The sequence below is a fragment of the Lentimicrobiaceae bacterium genome (assembly GCA_023227965.1).
In the GTDB taxonomy this organism is placed as follows: Bacteria; Bacteroidota; Bacteroidia; order Bacteroidales; family JALOCA01; genus JALOCA01.
In genome coordinates this window covers 1-17,794 of sequence record JALOCA010000041.1, presented here as the reverse complement: position 1 = coordinate 17,794, position 17,794 = coordinate 1, and the positions used below count along the sequence as shown (strand labels likewise).

Annotated in this window: 13 protein-coding genes; 10 read left to right on the top strand and 3 right to left on the bottom strand. The window is 39.3% G+C overall.

What is annotated here, in order from left to right; all coding sequences use genetic code 11:
- The first annotated feature begins 6 nt into the window (after positions 1-6).
- The 5 genes from M0R21_11780 to M0R21_11760 all read left to right on the top strand — a co-directional run bounded on the left by M0R21_11780 (position 7) and on the right by M0R21_11760 (position 6,517).
- The gene (locus tag M0R21_11780; protein MCK9618499.1) at positions 7-2,328 is read left to right on the top strand and encodes a TonB-dependent receptor; all 2,322 of its coding nucleotides are present in this window, start codon (positions 7-9) and stop codon (positions 2,326-2,328) included.
- 12 nt (positions 2,329-2,340) lie between these two features.
- Entirely contained in the window at positions 2,341-3,360 is a 1,020-nt protein-coding gene (locus M0R21_11775; protein MCK9618498.1) for a hypothetical protein, read from the top strand.
- Positions 3,361-3,404: 44 nt separating this feature from the next.
- Complete coding sequence (locus tag M0R21_11770) at positions 3,405-4,085, top strand: class I SAM-dependent methyltransferase (GenBank protein ID MCK9618497.1); 681 nt, start codon at positions 3,405-3,407, stop codon at positions 4,083-4,085.
- A 44-nt stretch (positions 4,086-4,129) separates the two neighbouring features.
- Entirely contained in the window at positions 4,130-4,915 is a 786-nt protein-coding gene (locus tag M0R21_11765) for an ABC transporter permease (protein MCK9618496.1), read from the top strand.
- A 543-nt stretch (positions 4,916-5,458) separates the two neighbouring features.
- Positions 5,459-6,517 carry an ABC transporter ATP-binding protein gene (locus M0R21_11760; protein ID MCK9618495.1) on the top strand — a complete coding sequence of 353 codons (1,059 nt, stop codon included), beginning with the start codon at positions 5,459-5,461 and terminating at the stop codon, positions 6,515-6,517.
- A 416-nt stretch (positions 6,518-6,933) separates the two neighbouring features.
- Here the strand turns inward: M0R21_11760 and M0R21_11755 are convergent, their stop codons facing one another.
- Positions 6,934-8,970, bottom strand: a complete 2,037-nt coding sequence (locus tag M0R21_11755) for a cache domain-containing protein (protein MCK9618494.1) — start codon at positions 8,968-8,970, stop codon at positions 6,934-6,936.
- A gap of 840 nt (positions 8,971-9,810) precedes the next feature.
- Between M0R21_11755 and M0R21_11750 the strand changes: the two genes are divergently transcribed.
- From M0R21_11750 to M0R21_11735, 4 genes are all read left to right on the top strand, one after another.
- The gene (locus M0R21_11750; protein ID MCK9618493.1) at positions 9,811-10,389 is read left to right on the top strand and encodes a DUF151 domain-containing protein; all 579 of its coding nucleotides are present in this window, start codon (positions 9,811-9,813) and stop codon (positions 10,387-10,389) included.
- Positions 10,390-10,422: 33 nt separating this feature from the next.
- Entirely contained in the window at positions 10,423-11,676 is a 1,254-nt protein-coding gene (locus M0R21_11745) for a nucleoside permease (protein ID MCK9618492.1), read from the top strand.
- 90 nt (positions 11,677-11,766) lie between these two features.
- Positions 11,767-12,561: a thymidylate synthase gene (locus tag M0R21_11740; GenBank protein ID MCK9618491.1), complete on the top strand. Its 795-nt coding sequence runs from the start codon at positions 11,767-11,769 to the stop codon at positions 12,559-12,561.
- Between the two features lie 33 nt (positions 12,562-12,594).
- Positions 12,595-13,098, top strand: coding sequence for a dihydrofolate reductase (locus tag M0R21_11735; GenBank protein ID MCK9618490.1), 504 nt, complete (start codon positions 12,595-12,597; stop codon positions 13,096-13,098).
- Between the two features lies 1 nt (position 13,099).
- Here the strand turns inward: M0R21_11735 and M0R21_11730 are convergent, their stop codons facing one another.
- Both M0R21_11730 and dnaB read right to left on the bottom strand, forming a co-directional pair.
- Positions 13,100-14,356 carry an asparagine synthetase B gene (locus tag M0R21_11730; GenBank protein ID MCK9618489.1) on the bottom strand — a complete coding sequence of 419 codons (1,257 nt, stop codon included), beginning with the start codon at positions 14,354-14,356 and terminating at the stop codon, positions 13,100-13,102.
- Between the two features lie 45 nt (positions 14,357-14,401).
- Positions 14,402-15,931 (bottom strand): replicative DNA helicase, encoded by a 1,530-nt coding sequence (dnaB, locus tag M0R21_11725; protein MCK9618488.1) that lies wholly within the window; start codon positions 15,929-15,931, stop codon positions 14,402-14,404.
- 174 nt (positions 15,932-16,105) lie between these two features.
- Between dnaB and M0R21_11720 the strand changes: the two genes are divergently transcribed.
- Positions 16,106-17,227, top strand: coding sequence for an AhpC/TSA family protein (locus M0R21_11720; protein MCK9618487.1), 1,122 nt, complete (start codon positions 16,106-16,108; stop codon positions 17,225-17,227).
- The last annotated feature ends 567 nt before the right edge of the window (positions 17,228-17,794 follow it).

Genomic DNA, 17,794 nt, shown 5'->3' with positions numbered 1-17,794 from the left:
AGAGATATGCGATTCAAAGTTTTACTCATCACCATCATTTCTTTCCTGTTTGCTGCAAATATTCAGGCACAGGGTGTGGTCAAAGGGAAAGTTACTGATGCCCAGAGTGGCGAAAGCCTTACGGGAGCCAATGTCGTTTATCTGAAAGGCAAAGGTGTAACTACCGATAGCAAAGGCGAATTCATTTTGAAGAACCTCGATGCAGGAATATATAAACTCGAAATCAGTTTCATTGGTTATCAAAAAGAGATAAAAACGGTTGTTCTGGAGAAAAATCAGATAAAAAATATTGTAATACAGCTTAGTCCTCAAAAAGTCCTTGCCGACGAAGTGGTGATCACCGGAACCCGTACCGAAAACCAGCTTAAAAATGTTCCTAACCGTATCAATGTGCTTACCCCAAGGCAGTTGCAATCCATTCCAATGCAAACCATTGACGATGCACTCGAATACGTTTCAGGTATCAACGTAAATCGTCCTTTCGGGATTTTCTCAAGCAAGGCAACCATTACCATGCGGGGACTGAGTGGTAAAGATCAGGCAAGGACGCTGATACTTGTGGATGGCATTCCTGTGAATAAAACCGATGGGGGTACCGTTAATTGGAACCAAATCAATACAGATAATGTCGAAAGGATAGAAGTGGCAAAAGGCCCCGCCTCCTCTCTTTACGGAGGCAATGCGATGGGTGGCGTTATCAATATTATTAGTAAAAAGCCTGTGGAACCGTTTTCCGGAAGAATATCCATGGATTACGGAACTTTCAATACCTTAGGTGGAAAAATATATCTTGCAGGAAAACCCCAAGACAGCAAATTCTTTTGGAGCCTTAACAGTTTTGCCCGCCAGAGTGATGGTTACATTACGCAGGCGCCAGCTGATATTACACAATATGTCCGTAAATCTAACCTTAAAGAAGCGTCAGCCGGTGCGAAAATTGGTTACGATATTTCGAAAAACCAGAATGTTATCGCCAGCATTAATTATTACAACGACTATCACGGAGCCGGCGAAAAAGTTTATCAGGAAAACGGAAATTATACCAGCCAGGAAACATGGAAGGCAAATGCAGCCTACAATGCAAAATTGAAAGAATATGATGTGCAGGCTGGATTTTTCTATCAAAGGGAAAATTACGAAAAGGTAAGCGATTACTTGAGCGACAATCGTTACAACTACGTGGAAGTTCTTTCTAAGCGCAGCGATATGGGATTGTTTGCCAATGCTTCGCACAAGTTCGGAGAAATACACAATGTGATTGCCGGCATGGAATTGAAACAAGGTGCGGTTGACGCTTCCGACGTGTATTACACTTCCACCGACAAGGTGAATAATGACGGAACCATGGATTTTGCTGCCTTGTATGCCCAGGATGAAATTCTGTTATTAAAACAAAGGATGAAGATTGTTGCAGGCTTACGTTACGACTATGCGGGTTTCCATGATGGAAAATTTACCATTGAAAATCCGTCGTATGCTTTGAAATATATTTCTTATTACCAGGTCCCGGATATGAAAGACGAAAGCTGGACGGCTTTCAGCCCCAAGCTTTCGGTACAATACCGCTTTAACGATAATTATCGTTTGTATGTATCCTATGCCAAAGGTTTTCGCCCCTCCATACTTGATGATATGTGCCGTTCTGGCAAAATGAGTGGCGGTTTTAAAGTTGCCAATCCCTCATTGAAGCCTGAATACCTGGATAATTTTGAAATAGGAGGGGATGTTACCTTCTGGAATAAATTACGTATAGAACTTACTGGCTATTACAGCATCGGTACAGATTTTATGTATTACATCAGTACCGGCGATTCGGTGGATATGCCTACCGGAAAAGTGCCTGTGATGAAACGCGACAACATCAGCAAGGTGGAAATTTACGGACTGGAATGCAGTGCCAATTTTACACTTAATACCATTTTTAATGTCTTTGCCAATTATGCTTACACTCATCCAAAAATAAAAGATTACAAGATAAATGATCCGGCAGTAGATGCCAATCTGGACGGCAAATACCTGACCGATGTTCCCGACCATCTGGTTTCCGGCGGGGTAAACTTTACACCCGGGTTTGCAAGCTTCAGCATCCTGGCAAAATATACCGGGCAAATGTGGATAAACGATAAAAACGGATTCGACGACAAATATCTTTTCAGGTATGAATATCCTTCCGTTTTCACGATGGATGCAAAGGTTTCCAAAACTTTTTATAATAAGTTTGGCTTGACTTTGAACATTCAGAATATCTTTGACGAAAAATATTACAACAACAAGAGTGAGATTTGTCCCGGCAGGCTAATTACCGGAGAAATATCCTATAAATTTTAAAAAATCCAATTTATGAAAAAGATTTTAGCTTTATTATTTGCCATTTTTACCGCTTGTTGCGGAACATTTGCCCAAACTGCCACCAACGATTTTTATGATGATGCCGAAACTATTACCCTTCCGGGTGCTACCAGCATAGAAGTTACCGGCGAGATTTCCAATCCCGGAACGCTACAACTTTCCACGCTTCCGGTGCGCTCGGTCATCGTAAAGGAAACCGTGCTGAATGATGGAAAGGACAGTTTTGTTGGCGCTTACCGCTACGATGGTTATTCGCTCTACGACATTTTAAATAAATTTATCCTTGCCAAGAAAAACAAAGCCGAGTTTTCACCAATTATCGACCTGTACGTGGAAGTGTCGAACAATAAAGGCGAATCGGTGGTGATCAGTTGGGGTGAGATTTACTATCCCATCCACCGGCACGAAATCATTATCGCCAACAAGGTGATGCATATTGTGCCCAGCAAAACCAAGGATTTATGGCCCTTACCGGCCGAAAGCCGTCTTATTGTTGTCGGCGACCTGATTACTGAACGCAACATTTCTAACCCAACCAAAATTACCATTCATTCATTGAATGCTTCCTATAAAGTGGAGCGTGAAATGAATCCATTCTCATCCCCGGAATTTTCTATCCTTAACGGCGATAAAAAAGAAGGTGCGATTAAGCAACTGCCTGCTGGTTTATGCATGAATACCTATCCGACCATATTTTACGGTCGTGGCAAAGGCATACATTCCGTAACGCCGTTTACCGGAGTTAAGCTCAAGGACGTTGCCGCTAAGTATTTTCCGGTAACCCGCGAAAACCTGCAAAAAGGGATTTTTGTCTTTGCAGGAAAGGATGGCTACCGCTGTGCCTGCACATTCAGCGAACTGATGAATCGCAACGATCAGGCCGAGTTTATGCTGGTAGATAAAGGCAAAAATGCCGACGGAGGACGCTTTTCTATCTTTCCTGCCGCCGATTTCTTCTCCGACAGGGCTGTGAAAGCAATTACCGAAATTCGTTTCGATTTATTGAAATAAGCGTACCGATATTTTCTTTAATTTTGGGAATTAATTTTTTTTCCATGAATTATGATTATGTTTTTGCTGCTTCTGAAAAGGATGTTGTTCTGCAATGGTTGCAGCCTGCCGGCAAAACGATTGTTGATATTGGCTGTGGCATAGGCGATTTGGTCCGCTGGCTTGCTACTCATGGCGCAGATGTTACCGGGGTGGACATCCCGGAACTTATTGTTCAGGCTATGGCATTTCCAAAAGTAGGAAACGAGAAATACATCGAAGGCATGGCTCAGCAGATGCCTTTTCCGGATGATTATGCAGATGCCGTTTTGTTTATGTCGAGTCTTCACCATGTTCCCGAAGGGCATTTTAATGATGCCATAAAAGAATGTGCAAGGGTGTTGAAACCGGAAGGTATGGCTATATTTATAGAACCATCGCTCGAAAAAGGATGCTATTATGAGCTTAGCAGTTTGTTGCACGACGAATTGTTGATACAAAGAAAAGCCTACAGAGCCTTGAAAAAGGCACCGGATTACGGACTTAAGCCTGTGGCAGAAAGTTTTTTCTATATGGAGCGCTCCCTCGGACATTTTATCAAGGCAATGAATATCTACGTGCAGGATTCGGTATATCGCCAATCGTTGATACGCCAGGCAGAAGCTATCGTACGGAAAGCCGAAAAAGAAGGCTGGATACATAAATTGTTCAAATCCACTGCAAGGGTAAATGTGTTTACGAAATAGCCTTGCAGGAATAATCTGAAGTTTAACTAAAAATAACAAACCCGGTGAGGATATACAGAAAAGATACGATGCATTGGGTTTTTATGCTCCTTGGCGGGATGGTGTTGCTTTTTGTCCTTGCGCCTTTGGCAGGGATGTTCCTGGCAACGCCTTTGCAGGATGTGGTGGAAACTACCCGCGACAAGGAGGTTACCGATAGTATTTTCCTTACCTTATGGACTTCCATGCTGGCGACGGTGGTATTTGCCCTGGGAGCTATTCCCCTGGCTTATCTGCTTGCCCGCAGGAATTTTCCCATGAAGCGGCTGGTCTCCGGCATAGTGGATTTACCCATTGTGATTCCTCATTCGGCTGCCGGTATTGCTATCCTGGGATTTGTTTCGAGGAGTTCACCATTGGGAAAACTTGCTTCGGTGGCAGGACTCGATTTCGTCGGACATCCGCTGGGGATAGCCGTTGCTATGGCTTTTGTTAGTCTTCCGTTTCTGCTCAATGCGGCCCGCGACGGTTTTGCTGCCGTTCCCGAACGTCTGGAAAAGGCAGCCCTTACCCTGGGAGCTTCCCCGTTAAGGGTATTTTTCACCATCTCCCTGCCACTGGCATGGCGAAGCATCATTTCCGGACTGATCATGATGTTTGCAAGGGGAATGAGCGAATTTGGCGCCGTGGTAATCATTGCCTATCATCCGATGGTTACTTCCGTACTTATTTTTGAACGTTTTGGCGCTTTCGGACTGAAATATGCCCGGCCGGTATCGGTAATTTTTATAATGGTATCACTGGTGTTTTTTATCCTTTTGAGAAGCCTGGCGAAGGAGAAAAAGAATTAGCTAATGGGATAATTCGGTAATGAGCTAATTTGAAAATAAGTTGATTTGAAAATTTGAAAATGTGCTGATTTGAAGATGAAATGATGCTAATCTATAATTAATGCAAATCAATGCAGGATTAAGAGTCGAAAGACAAATTACTGTTTCTATGATTTATAAAAATATAAATAATAAACTCCGTGGTTCTCCGTGATCCCGATAGTTATCGGGACTTAGTGGTTCTCTGTGTAATTTAACATTTTATTTCACAGAGTTGCACAGAGAAGGTTTCAACCTTTGATTCGCATGATTAATTTAACCAAAAAAAGAAGGTCTCCTGGCTTGGCTACATTAATTTTAATAGAATATTACTGAAGACAGGAATAAAAGATATAAATTGTAAACTCCGTGATTCTCCGTGAATTCTCAGTGGTTCTCTGTGTAATTTAACATTTTATTTCACAGAGCTGCACAGAGGAAACACAGAGCTGCACAGAGAAGGTTTTAATTCTTGATTCGTATAATTAGCTAATTAGCACATTAACCAATTAAAAAATTTAAAAAATGCTACACCTGGAAAACATAGAAAAAGAGTATGAAGGCTTTTCGCTTTCGGGAATAACCTTATCGGTGGAGCCGGGTGAGTATTTTATACTGCTTGGGGAGTCGGGGGCGGGAAAATCGTTGCTGCTTGAGATTGTTGCCGGGCTGGTTCATCCGGATAAAGGCAAGATTATCCTGAACGAAAGGGATATCACCAACGAGAAGATACAAAAACGCAAAGTCGGGCTGGTGTTTCAGGATTATGCCGTGTTTCCGCACCTTTCGGTAAAAGAAAATATAGCCTACACGTTAAAAACGGAAGGACTACCTAAGCAGGAAATCTGCGAAAAGACCGGGGAATTGGCGGAGATGATGGGCATTTCGCAACTGTTGCACCGCAGTCCTGCCACGTTATCGGGTGGCGAACTGCAACGGGTGGCGCTGGCGCGAACCCTTGCCTTGCGTCCCGACATCCTTTTATTAGACGAACCGCTTTCGTCCCTCGATGTTCAGTTGCGCTCGGAACTGCGTAGCCTTTTGCGTAAGCTTAACCGCAACGGACAAACGATCATGCACGTTACCCACGACTATGAGGAAGCCATTTCGCTGGGAAACCGGCTGGCGGTGATGGATAAAGGACAGATACTGCAAACAGGAACTCCTGAAGAGGTGTTCCATCATCCCAAGACGGATTTTATTGCCCGCTTTGCCGGGATAAAGAATTTCTTCCCTGCTGTTGCCGTAAGGAATGAAGAGAAGAATACCTGTCTTGCTACGTTATCGAATAACATCACCATTGAAATGGGCGATAACGGCGTGTCGGGCGAAGGTTTTGTGATGATACCCGCCGAAGACATCGTGCTGATGCTACATGAGGCGGAAAGCAGCGCCAGGAACAACCTGCCCGGAACCATCCTCGAACTCATACCCACCATGCGCGGCATAGAAGTGCTGGTGGATACCCAAGGCATAGTGTTTGCCGTGCTCATCACCCGTGAATCGGTGGAACAGCTTCACTTAGATACCGGGATGCAATGCACCATTAGCTTTAAGGCAATGGCGGTGAGGTTTATTAGTTAGAGGCTATGAATTAGGATTTTGGGGTTATAGGGCTTGTTGCCCCCAAAATGTATTCAATTCACAAAAACAATCTCATTGCTTTTATTTTAATTTCAACTTGCTGAATGCTAAAAGCTCTAAAAGTATAATTTCAAAAAAGTACAAAAGGAAATTGCATTCATCTTTGCGAAGTAATTTTTTAAAATTAAGTGCAATGGCAGCCATTAAAGTGTTAATTTGGTAGTGCTTTTCAAATAATTTTTCATCATATGGCAGTCGGTTTTCAAGTGTCCAATGATAGGTTCAATTCAGGATGTTTGTGGTTCGTGTAAACTGTAAATCTTGTTTTTACTGATAGTATGCAGAATGAAATTCTAATAATTTATCGGGATCATTTAGTAAAAGTAAGGCAATTTATTTATTGAAGATTAAATAAATTATAGAGGATGTGTAAAAAAGAAAGTAGAGCCTAAACCGGGTATGGAAGTAACCCAGATTTTTCCGCCGAGTAACTCAATAATATTTCTACTTATGGATAATCCTAATCCATTACCTCCAAATTTCCGAGTATGGCTACCATCTATTTGCCTAAACCGATCAAAAATAATTTTAAGATGTTCGTTTTCAATCCCTATACCGGTATCTTTCACATAAAATTGCAGCAGGGTGTCGCTTATTTTATTATAACCTAATTCGATGTATCCATCATGTGTAAATTTTAAGGCATTATTTATCAGGTTGATAAAAACTTGTTTTAAGCGTAATGCATCTGTAAAAAGAATACAGTTTTCTAAGCCTTCCTGAACGGAAATGATTAATTCAATATTTTTATTCTCATTGTAAATCAATTCAGAATAAAGATGTTTTAATTCTAACATTAATTCGTTTATAGCACAATCCGATTTGTGAATTTTTAATTGTCCAGATTCAATTTTGGCAGTATCAATAATATCATTGATGAGGTTCATCAATGATTCACCCGATTTATTAATTTTGTCAATATAGCTTAATCTATCTTCCTTAGTTAAATCCGGTTCAGCCAGAAGTGAAGAAAATCCAATGATGGCATTCATAGGAGTACGTATTTCATGGCTCATATTTGCCAGAAAAGCTGTTTTCAGCTTGTCAGCATCTTCGGCTTTTTCTTTCGCTTCTGTCAAAAGTTGGTGCTTCTGCATAAGTTCTTCATTAATTTTTGCTCTTTCTTCTATCATTTGGTTTGCGGAAGCAGCCAGATTTTTAAATTCACGGAAATGCAAATCTTTAATAGAAATCATAGTAAAATCCTTTGCGGCTTTTTCGAAAAAAAGGTTGAACGCATTAAAATTATTTTTGATGCGTTGGGAAAGCCCTCTTGCTAAAATAAAACTTATTATCAGCGAAATAAATAATATTCCAATAATTTTAAAGATATTAATTTGTATTTTTGCTTCAATATCTTTTTTTTGTAAAGTGATATTTTTCTCAAGAGCATCAAGATTTACTCCAGCACCGATAATCCAATTCCATTCGGGGACAGATTTGATGAAAGTAATTTTTTTTGAATAATGGGTATATCCTTTTTCTTTCCAGTTGTAAACAATGTATCCGCCTTCTTTGTTTTTTGCCTGTTGTAACTGCTGATTAAAAATGTTTATCCAGTTGCTGTCAGACTGTTGCAAAATATTTATAGGAGGAACATTACGTTCTCCTCCTTTAATTAAAGAGAAGCCATTTACTGTATTCACGAAAACATACCCGTTGTTATTGAAGCGAATAGATTTGATTCTGTTTAAAATATCATTCTGTACCTCTTTTTTATAATCGGTCAGGTATTCCCTGGTACCAATATACCATGCGAAGGGTGCGAATTTTTTTACATAGGCAATTTTCGATATAGGGGTTTCCCAGTTGATTTTATTCGGGCTTAATTGATAATCAATACTCCCTTCAGAATGCTTCTGCAAAAAATCTAATTCGTTTTGAATAACTTTATTATTTGAATTATCTATGAAATGGATTTGGTTTTTACCGTTAAACTGTGGTTGGGAAGAGTTCATTACCTGAACCCCATTAAGGGTATAAATATAAAAATGTCTGTATTTTCTATTAGAAAATAAACCTTCCATGGAATTCTTTATCATTTCTTTTATTTCTGCATCAGATTTAATGCCTTTGTATTGTTGATAAATTCTATCAGCCAAAGTATAGGCTTCATTTACTTTTTCATAAAGAGAAATTCTAAGTTTCTGAATGGTTATCTTTTTGTTATACTGAATATAATCAACAACTTTTTCCGTTTCATTTTTAATAATATGTTTTTGGAAATTTATATAATCATTTCTGACTTTTTTTGAATCGGCAGCAAATTGTTTCTGTTGTTGTTTTGTCCAAAAATAACCTATAATAATGGTAAGAAAAAATGAAATTAAAATATTATTTATAAATAATATTTTAGAAATTTGTCTATCTCTGTTATTTTTAAAAAAATACATGCAAGAAATATTAAACCTTAATTAAAATTATATTACCCGATAAAATATAAAAATTTGAAGTAATATCAAAAAATGTATATTGTCTTTTATAAACTAATGAGAAAACTGTTTTAATAAAATGAAACAAATGAAGATTTTGAAAAAATATAAATATAGATATAAGACAATTATATATGTAAAAAATTTTACCAATCATATATCTATTGTAATATTATTTTTAGTAAAAAATTGGGCTACATCCTGTATACGCCCCTATTTGCAAATATACATTTTAAAGCTTCACGTTGATAAATTTTCAGCATAAATAGAAAAATGTTGTACGTTAAAGACTGTTTATTCACTATGAAACTATTGATATATAATGTCCCATACGGGATTTGTAAATAGATGAGGCTAATTTTATTCAGGTTTCTAACGAAACCGCCCCATAAGACAAAATATTGGTTATAAATCAACTTAAATCCCGTAAGGGATGATATATAAATTTACCAGACAATAGTGAAATATTTTAAACACATCTGAAGACATTTTAGGCTGAGTAATTTGTGTTTTTAACGTAATACAAAAACGTTTTATTTGATGCCATTTGGGAATAACTATATGTTAAATGTATGTTATTTAGCGCATTGATTAAAATAATTGTATTTTTTACTTTAAAAAGCGCAATGAGTAGGGCTTGACTATTTCCCGGGGGAAACAGGGGAGTGCGGGCAGGGTAAAAAATACCGGTAATGCAATCCGGTATTATTTTTTTTTACGGGTTATTATATGATTTGGAAAAAATATGTAGGTTTGCGATAATTTCGTTTGTAGCTGTTTGGGGGCGGGCAAAAGAAAACTATGGAAAAGATAAAACTGGAAATAAAAGGGATGTCGTACAGCCAAAGTCAGCAGGGTGCTTATGCACTTATACTTGGCGAGGTTAACGGCAACAGGCGTCTCCCGATAATTATCGGGGGGTTTGAAGCACAGGCAATAGCCATTGAACTGGAAAAAATGAAGCCCACGCGTCCTTTAACCCACGATCTTTTTAAAAATTTTGCAACAATCTTTAACATTGTTATCAACGAAGTTATAATCAACAAGTTTTATGAAGGAGTATTTTTCGCCCGGCTCGTCTGTTTCGACGGAAAGCGTACCATTGAAATTGATTCGCGCACCTCTGATGCAGTAGCCTTAGCTATCCGCTTCAACTGCCCGATATATACTTACGAAAAAATACTGACAGAAGCCGGAATCGTAATAGAAGAAGAAGCACAGCAGGGCAAAACCGAAAAAGATGAAGGAGAAGCCGATAACGGTTTTATAGAACATACCCTCGAAGAACTGGAAAAACTTTTAAAAACCAGTATAGAAAATGAGGAATACGAAAAAGCGTCTTTGATAAGAGATGAAATAAACAAACGAAGGAATCAATAAAGGTAAACACACAAATTAATCGAAAAATATGCTATGAGAATCTTGAAGTACAGATTGATAATAATGAATTTTCTCCAATTTTTTATCTGGGGTAGCTGGCTGCTTACGATAGGGGCTTACTGGTTTCAAAACAAGCAATGGTCGGGGACCGAATTCGGGGCTATTTTTTCCACCATGGGGATTGCCTCCCTGTTTATGCCCGCCATAGCCGGTATTCTTGCCGACCGTTGGATAAATGCCGAACGCTTATACGGAATCTTCCACATCATAGCTGCAGCCATCCTGTTCTGCGTACCTTTTGTCAATGATCCGTCCACCATGTTTTGGGTAATGCTTGTAAACATGATTTTTTACATGCCTACCATTTCACTTTCTATTACAGTAGCTTATACTGCAATGAAAAATAAAAATATGAATATTATTACCGAATACCCTCCAGTACGTGTATGGGGAACTATCGGTTTTATAGTCGCACTGTGGATAATCAGCCTGTCTGGTTTTGAAACTACTTCTGCACAGTTTTATGTAGCGTCTGTTGCTTCTTTGTTATTAGGAATATATGCTTTTACCATGCCGAAATGCCCTCCGCTGGCACACGGACACAAAAAGTCTTTTGTAAGTGCTTTAGGATTAAATGCCTTTTCGTTGTTTAAAGATGTGAAAATGGCAATGTTTTTCATTTTTGCCATGTTACTGGGTGCTTCGCTACAATTAACCAATGCTTATGGCGATACTTTTTTGCACGATTTTGCCAAAATTCCGGAATACAAAGATTTGATAGCCGTGAAATTTCCGGCAATTATTATGTCTATTTCCCAAATATCCGAAACGCTTTTCATTCTTACCATCCCGTTTTTCCTTCGCAAGTTTGGCATCAAAAAAGTGATGTTATTCAGTATGGTAGCCTGGGTTCTTCGGTTCGGATTGTTTGCTTACGGCGATCCTGCCGAAGGCCTTTGGATGATAATACTATCGTGTATTATTTACGGTATGGCATTCGATTTTTTCAATATCTCGGGATCTTTGTTTGTGGAAACGCAAAGCGACCCAAGCATACGAGCCAGTTCACAGGGACTTTTTATGATGATGACCAATGGCTTTGGCGCCTTTTTGGGAAGCCGTATCAGCGGGATTGCGATAGATACCTATTTTACCAATTCTAAAGGATTACAATGGCATGGTATCTGGATGGCTTTTGCCATCTACTCGCTTGTAGTTGCTGTGTTGTTTGCTATTTTATTCAAACACAAACACGATCCTGCGGCGCTTGCATCGGTTCAACATTAAAAATGTTCCACTTTTATTACTGCCAACCTTAAATCGTTATTTTTGCACCATCTTTAACGGATTAGCATTGGTGAATTTTATTTGTTTATAATGAAACAATATCTTGATTTACTTTCGCACGTACTTGAAAACGGCATTTACAAAAGTGATCGTACAGGTACGGGTACACGCAGCGTATTCGGATACCAAATGCGATTTAATCTTCAGGAGGGATTTCCCGTGCTGACGACAAAAAAACTGCATCTGCGCTCAATTATTTATGAACTGCTCTGGTTTTTGAAAGGGGAAACCAATGTAAAATACCTTAATGACAATAAAGTTACTATCTGGGACGAATGGGCGGATGCACAGGGCGAACTTGGACCTGTGTATGGATACCAGTGGCGTTCATGGCATGCCGTAGACGGACGAGTAATAGATCAGATAGAACAGGTATTACACTCTATAAAAACAAATCCTGATTCGAGGCGACACATAGTAAACGCCTGGAATGTTGGTGAAATTGATAGAATGGCTTTGCCTCCCTGTCATCTTCTTTTTCAGTTTTATGTTGCAGATGGGAAATTATCCTGTCAGTTGTACCAGCGAAGCTGTGATATTTTTTTGGGTGTGCCTTTTAATATAGCATCGTATGCATTACTTACCCTGATGGTAGCAAAAGTTTGCGGTTTACAGCCCGGCGACTTTATACATACCCTCGGCGATGCCCATATTTACATGAACCATATTGAGCAGGTGAAACAGCAGCTTTCACGCACACCCTATCCCTTACCGGCTATGCACCTAAATCCGGAAGTACACTCTCTTTTCGATTTTAGTTATGAAGATTTTACCCTCGAAAATTACCAGTGTCATCCGCATATTAAAGGGGCAATAGCAGTGTGATTGAAATAAAAACAGTAATTTAGACTAAAAAATATGCTTTCAGTTATTGTAGCCATTGCTCAGAATTATGCCATAGGAAAAAACAACCAGCTTCTCTGGCATCTTTCGGCAGATTTAAAATATTTTAAAAAACTTACTTCCGGAAAAACTGTCATCATGGGGAAGAAAACCTATGAGTCGCTGCCTGTACAACCTTTACCTAACCGCAGAAGTATTATTATTTCCGACAATCCTGACGATTGTTTCGGGGGCTGTATTATGGCAAGCTCCATTGAAGATGCTGTAAGTAAATGCAACCTGCAGGAAGAAAGTTTTATCATTGGGGGAGGAAGTATCTACCACCAGTTTATGCCACTGGCTGACCGTTTATACATTACATGGGTTTATAAAGATTTTGATGCAGACACTTTTTTCCCGGAAATCAGGGAAGAAAAATGGCAACTGAAAGAAAAAGGGGCAGTGCAAATAGACGATGCCACAGGGTTGCATTTCAGCTTTTGTATTTACGAAAGAAAACGGGAGAGTCCTGTTAACTAAGTCAGGTTTTCTGTTTTTTCTTTTTCGCTGCAGGAAATAAAACATTGTTTAATATCAGCCGGTAGCCCGGTGAATTGGGATGCAGGTTCAGGTCGGTAGGGGGGTCGCCTACCATGTGCTGGTAATCTTCCGGGTCGTGTCCCCCGAGGTAAGTCCAGGTTCCTTTTCCCAGTTCTCCGTGAATATAGCGTGCTTCGCCTGCTGCTTTGTTCTCTGCCATTACAAGCACTTCGGGTTTGACAAATTTTTTATTAAAAGCGGTTGTTTGCCCCATAAATCCGTGGATTATCTGTTCATGATCCTGACAAAGCATGGTGGGAACAGGGTCCCATTTGGCAGAAAACTCGAATAGAGTAAAAAAATCGTCATCTTTGCTTACCCGTCGGGTATCGGAAACATCTATATCTGATATTTCGTAAACATTGGGACTGGTTATCAGATGAAATCCGGTAAAAGCAAAACAATCTGCAAAATTGAGTTTTTGCTGTGCGGCGGGATCGGCGGGGTCGCCATCGAACATTACATCACAAATATCTATGCCATTGGCAGAAAGTGCAACATCATAGCTGTCGGGTGCAGAACACATCGAAAAAAGGTAACCGCCACCCATTACAAATTCTCTGATTTTTTGGACAACTGCTAACTTACATTGCGATACTTTCTGAAAACTTAATTTGTGTGCATTTTCTTCCGATAATCTGACATCTTCTCGATACCATGCGGCATTTTTAAATGCCTGCCAGAATTTTCCATACTGCCCTGTAAAATCTTCGTGGTGCATATGTAGCCAGTCATAGAGGGGTAAGACACCATTAATCACTTCTTCGTCGTAAATAACATCGTAAGGTATTTCGGCATAAGTAAGCGCAAGGGTTACGGCATCATCCCAGGGGAGTTTATTCTTTGGAGAATACACGGCAATTTTGGGCACTTTCACCAATTTTACCTCATCCATATTTGCCTGGGGGTCGGCAATTTCCTGTAAGATAGCAGATGCCTGTACATCGGCTATTACCTGGCAGCTTACCCCGCGGATGCTGCATTCAGCTTCCACTTCCTTGATGTAAGTACACATAAAACTCCCTCCGCGATAGTTGAGAAGCCAGCTTACTTCGGCATCATGTTTTATAATCCAATAGGCTATTCCGTAGGCTTTCAGGTGATTTTTTTGTGTATTATCCATAGGAATCAACAGATAGGCAGCCGGACATTGCATACCCGTCGTCCATAGCAACAGCAGGAAAAAGATTTTTTTCATACCTCTGTAAAACGAATAGGTTTCTATATTAGTATGTGTTTTTTATCAGAATGGAGGTTCGTCATTCATTTTCGAGGATCGCTGAATGGTGGTTATTCCATTTCCAAATTCTGTATTGGGATAAACATCCTGCAACGGCTGCACTGAACCGGAGGAATAATCCTCAAATTTAGCAAAATTGGAAATAAACCGGAGTTTAATTTCTTTAAGAGGACCATTTCTGTGCTTAGCAATGATGATTTCAGCGGCATCTTTTTCATCTTCTTCGCTCAGTTTATAATAATCGGGGCGGTAGATAAAAACAACTACGTCGGCATCCTGTTCAATAGCACCAGATTCGCGTAAATCACTCAGGATGGGTTTTTTTGAACTGGATTGCCTTTTTTCTACTTCACGGCTCAATTGCGACAGGGCGATTACCGGTACATCCAACTCCTTGGCAAGCGCTTTGAGCGAACGGGAGATGGTGCTGATTTCCTGCTCGCGGTTGCCTTTTCCATCCAAAGATGCTGACATCAGTTGCAGGTAATCAATTATGATCATTTTTATGTCGTGCTGCGATTTCAGCCTCCTGCATTTTGCCCTAAGTTCAAAAATGGTCAGGGCGGGCGTATCGTCAATAAACAGAGGTGCGTCTATCAGTGTGCCTATTTTTTGGTTGAGATATTCCCATTCATAATTTTCGAGCATTCCTTTACGGAGTTTTTCTGACGAAATCAGTGTTTCGCTTGAAATTAGGCGGGTTACCAATTGTATAGATGACATTTCAAGTGAAAATACGGCTACAGGACGTTTGTATTCCACGGCTATATTCCTTGCCATTGAAAGAACTAAAGCCGTTTTTCCCATACCCGGGCGGGCAGCGATTATTATCAAATCAGAAGGTTGCCAGCCGGCAGTTATACGGTCGAGTTCTGAAAAACCGGAGGGAACACCGCTTAAATGACCTTCCTGATTGCGTGCAGCTTCAATTTTCTTTACAGCTTCACGTATCAGGTTGTGCATGGTATCGTAATTACGCCTAAGGTTGTTCTCGCTCACCGAAAACAGGTTGCGCTCAGCTCGGTCGAGTAATTCAAATACATCGGTAGTATCTTCAAAGGCGTCTTTTACTATTTCGGTTGAAATTCCTATCAACTCCCGTTGAATGAACTTTTGCAGAACAATACGGGCATGGTATTCAATGTTAGCAGCCGATGCAATTCTGCCTGTAAGTTGAGTGATATAAAAAGGTCCGCCCACCAGATCGAGATTCCCCAGCGAATTTAATTCGTTGGTTACAGTCAAAATGTCAATTGGCTGTGCACTTGAAAATAGTTGTTGTATGGCAGAAAAAATTTCCTGGTGTGCTTCTTTATAAAAAATTTCCGGTTTAAGAATATCAATAACTGTGGTTAACGCATCTTTTTCGAGCATGATGGCACCCAGCACCGCTTCTTCGAGGTCAATGGCTTGCGGCGGAACCTTACCATGCTCATAATTGGTAGGTACAAATATGGTATTGCGGGTCTTACGCGCTTTGCTTTCAGCAGGGTTTCCTACAGATGGAGTTGTGTTTCCTTTAAATGAATTCATAATTCAAAATTATAAATTTTGATAAGCAATGTCATAAACCTGAAAAAAATAGTTTTCAACAGAACGGTGGAATGCCGGCTTACAGCTTAATTAACACTATTTATGAAAAATTTGATGTATAAAATAATACATTTGCATTGTTAAAAATTTTTTCACTAATAAGACAGACAAATTATGAAGACTTTTGTAAAAATTTCAGTACCACTTTTTTTATGTATTTTATTTTCAGTGGGGTTATATGCACAAAAAACTAAACTTGCTCAGGTTACCGCTAAAATAAAAGGGGAAAATACATTTAAAACAGTTTACCTTGAATCGTTGTCGAAACCTGTTGCTATTTTGGATTCGGCAAAAATAGAAGGGAAAAATTCATTCTCTTTTTCAATTAAAGTGGAAAAATTAAGTTTTTACAAAATCCGTTTTTCACAAAACCAATACGTGATGCTGATTGTGCAACCAGGCGAAAAGATAAAAATAGAAACTGATGTTTCAGATGTGCGTTATAAAACCAAAATAAGCGGTTCCATACATTCGGAAACCTATAATAATGCTAATATAGCATTGCATCCATTTGATCAGAAAATTGACAGCATCAGCCGGATAATGCGCCAGTACAAGAAAGAGTCACAGAACGATTCTATACTCAAAGTTTTTAAGAAACAAATTAATCAAACCTACGAAAAACATCAGAAAAAACTGGCTGAACTCATACGTTTACAACCTGCATCTCCTGCATGGTTGCTTTTTACCGACAGGCTGAGCATGTCGAAAAACAGAGATATTTATCAACTTCTTGACAGTGTTCTTATAAAAACATACCCCAATATGGATATGGTAAAGAGTTTGCACGAAAAAATGGAAAAAGAAAATTTTCTGTTGCCTGGAACTGTTGCTCCTGAAATTTCGCTTCTCGATACAGCCGGCAAACAAGTAGCTCTTTCTTCTTTTAGAGGAAAAGTAGTGCTGATTGATTTTTGGGCTGCGTGGTGCGGTCCCTGTCGCAACGAAGCTCCGGAAATGGTGAAGCTGTACAAGGAATACCATTCCAAAGGACTCGAGATTTACGGTGTTTCGTTAGACAAAGACCGGGCAGCCTGGTTGAAAGGAATAAAAGACCTTTCGCTTAAATGGACACAAGTAAGCGACCTGCGCTTTTGGAGTTCGGAAGCTGCCAAAGATTACAAGGTGAGCTCAATTCCCTTTACTGTGCTTATTGATGCACAAGGAAAAGTTCTTGCCAAAGGGCTTCGCGGTGCAGAGCTTGCAAAAAAATTGGCCGAAATATTTCCTAAATAAGAAAGCCAAAAGAAATTTTACAGGCAACCCCAATGTTATCTATCAACAGCTTATTGTTTATAAGCTGTTTTTTATTGGTCTGGTACAGGGCAAAGGCTATTATTCACCTAAGTTCAGGGTAAAAACATGTTTCCTGTCTGACTGATGATAGCCTGCTATGGTTTTAATATTCACAGAAAAGATTTTTTATTTCTGGCGGATTCTCCGTCAGGAGATCAATAATGAATGCCCTACGGGCAATCTTTCTTTTATAAAAAACGTAATTTTATTATCATACAGCCATTCATCCGTAGTAGAAAATAAAAATATTTTTAACCGTTTTATTCAATCTTCAAAAAGTTAATCTTCTCATTTTATTTACCATATCTATATTGTGTTTTATTTTAAAAAAAAATGCGCATTTATATAAAATAATTTACTTATGCAAGCGATATTTTATATTTTTTTCATAATATTGCATTTCCGGATTATTAACAATTAATAATTCCTTTCGGGCAGTAAAAATGCCGGCGAAAGAATGTTGGCCTGATAATCACTTGAATGCTTTTCGACTTATTAATGCTGTTT

Bases quoted from the DNA above. Each gene is read 5' to 3' on its own strand.
- M0R21_11780 (MCK9618499.1), top strand. From the start codon at position 7: ATGCGATTCAAAGTTTTACTCATCACCATCATTTCTTTCCTGTTTGCT.
- M0R21_11775 (MCK9618498.1), top strand. From the start codon at position 2,341: ATGAAAAAGATTTTAGCTTTATTATTTGCCATTTTTACCGCTTGTTGC.
- M0R21_11770 (MCK9618497.1), top strand. From the start codon at position 3,405: ATGAATTATGATTATGTTTTTGCTGCTTCTGAAAAGGATGTTGTTCTG.
- M0R21_11760 (MCK9618495.1), top strand. From the start codon at position 5,459: ATGCTACACCTGGAAAACATAGAAAAAGAGTATGAAGGCTTTTCGCTT.
- M0R21_11755 (MCK9618494.1), bottom strand. From the start codon at position 8,970: ATGTATTTTTTTAAAAATAACAGAGATAGACAAATTTCTAAAATATTA.
- M0R21_11750 (MCK9618493.1), top strand. From the start codon at position 9,811: ATGGAAAAGATAAAACTGGAAATAAAAGGGATGTCGTACAGCCAAAGT.
- M0R21_11745 (MCK9618492.1), top strand. From the start codon at position 10,423: ATGAGAATCTTGAAGTACAGATTGATAATAATGAATTTTCTCCAATTT.
- M0R21_11740 (MCK9618491.1), top strand. From the start codon at position 11,767: ATGAAACAATATCTTGATTTACTTTCGCACGTACTTGAAAACGGCATT.
- M0R21_11735 (MCK9618490.1), top strand. From the start codon at position 12,595: ATGCTTTCAGTTATTGTAGCCATTGCTCAGAATTATGCCATAGGAAAA.
- M0R21_11730 (MCK9618489.1), bottom strand. From the start codon at position 14,356: ATGAAAAAAATCTTTTTCCTGCTGTTGCTATGGACGACGGGTATGCAA.
- dnaB (MCK9618488.1), bottom strand. From the start codon at position 15,931: ATGAATTCATTTAAAGGAAACACAACTCCATCTGTAGGAAACCCTGCT.
- M0R21_11720 (MCK9618487.1), top strand. From the start codon at position 16,106: ATGAAGACTTTTGTAAAAATTTCAGTACCACTTTTTTTATGTATTTTA.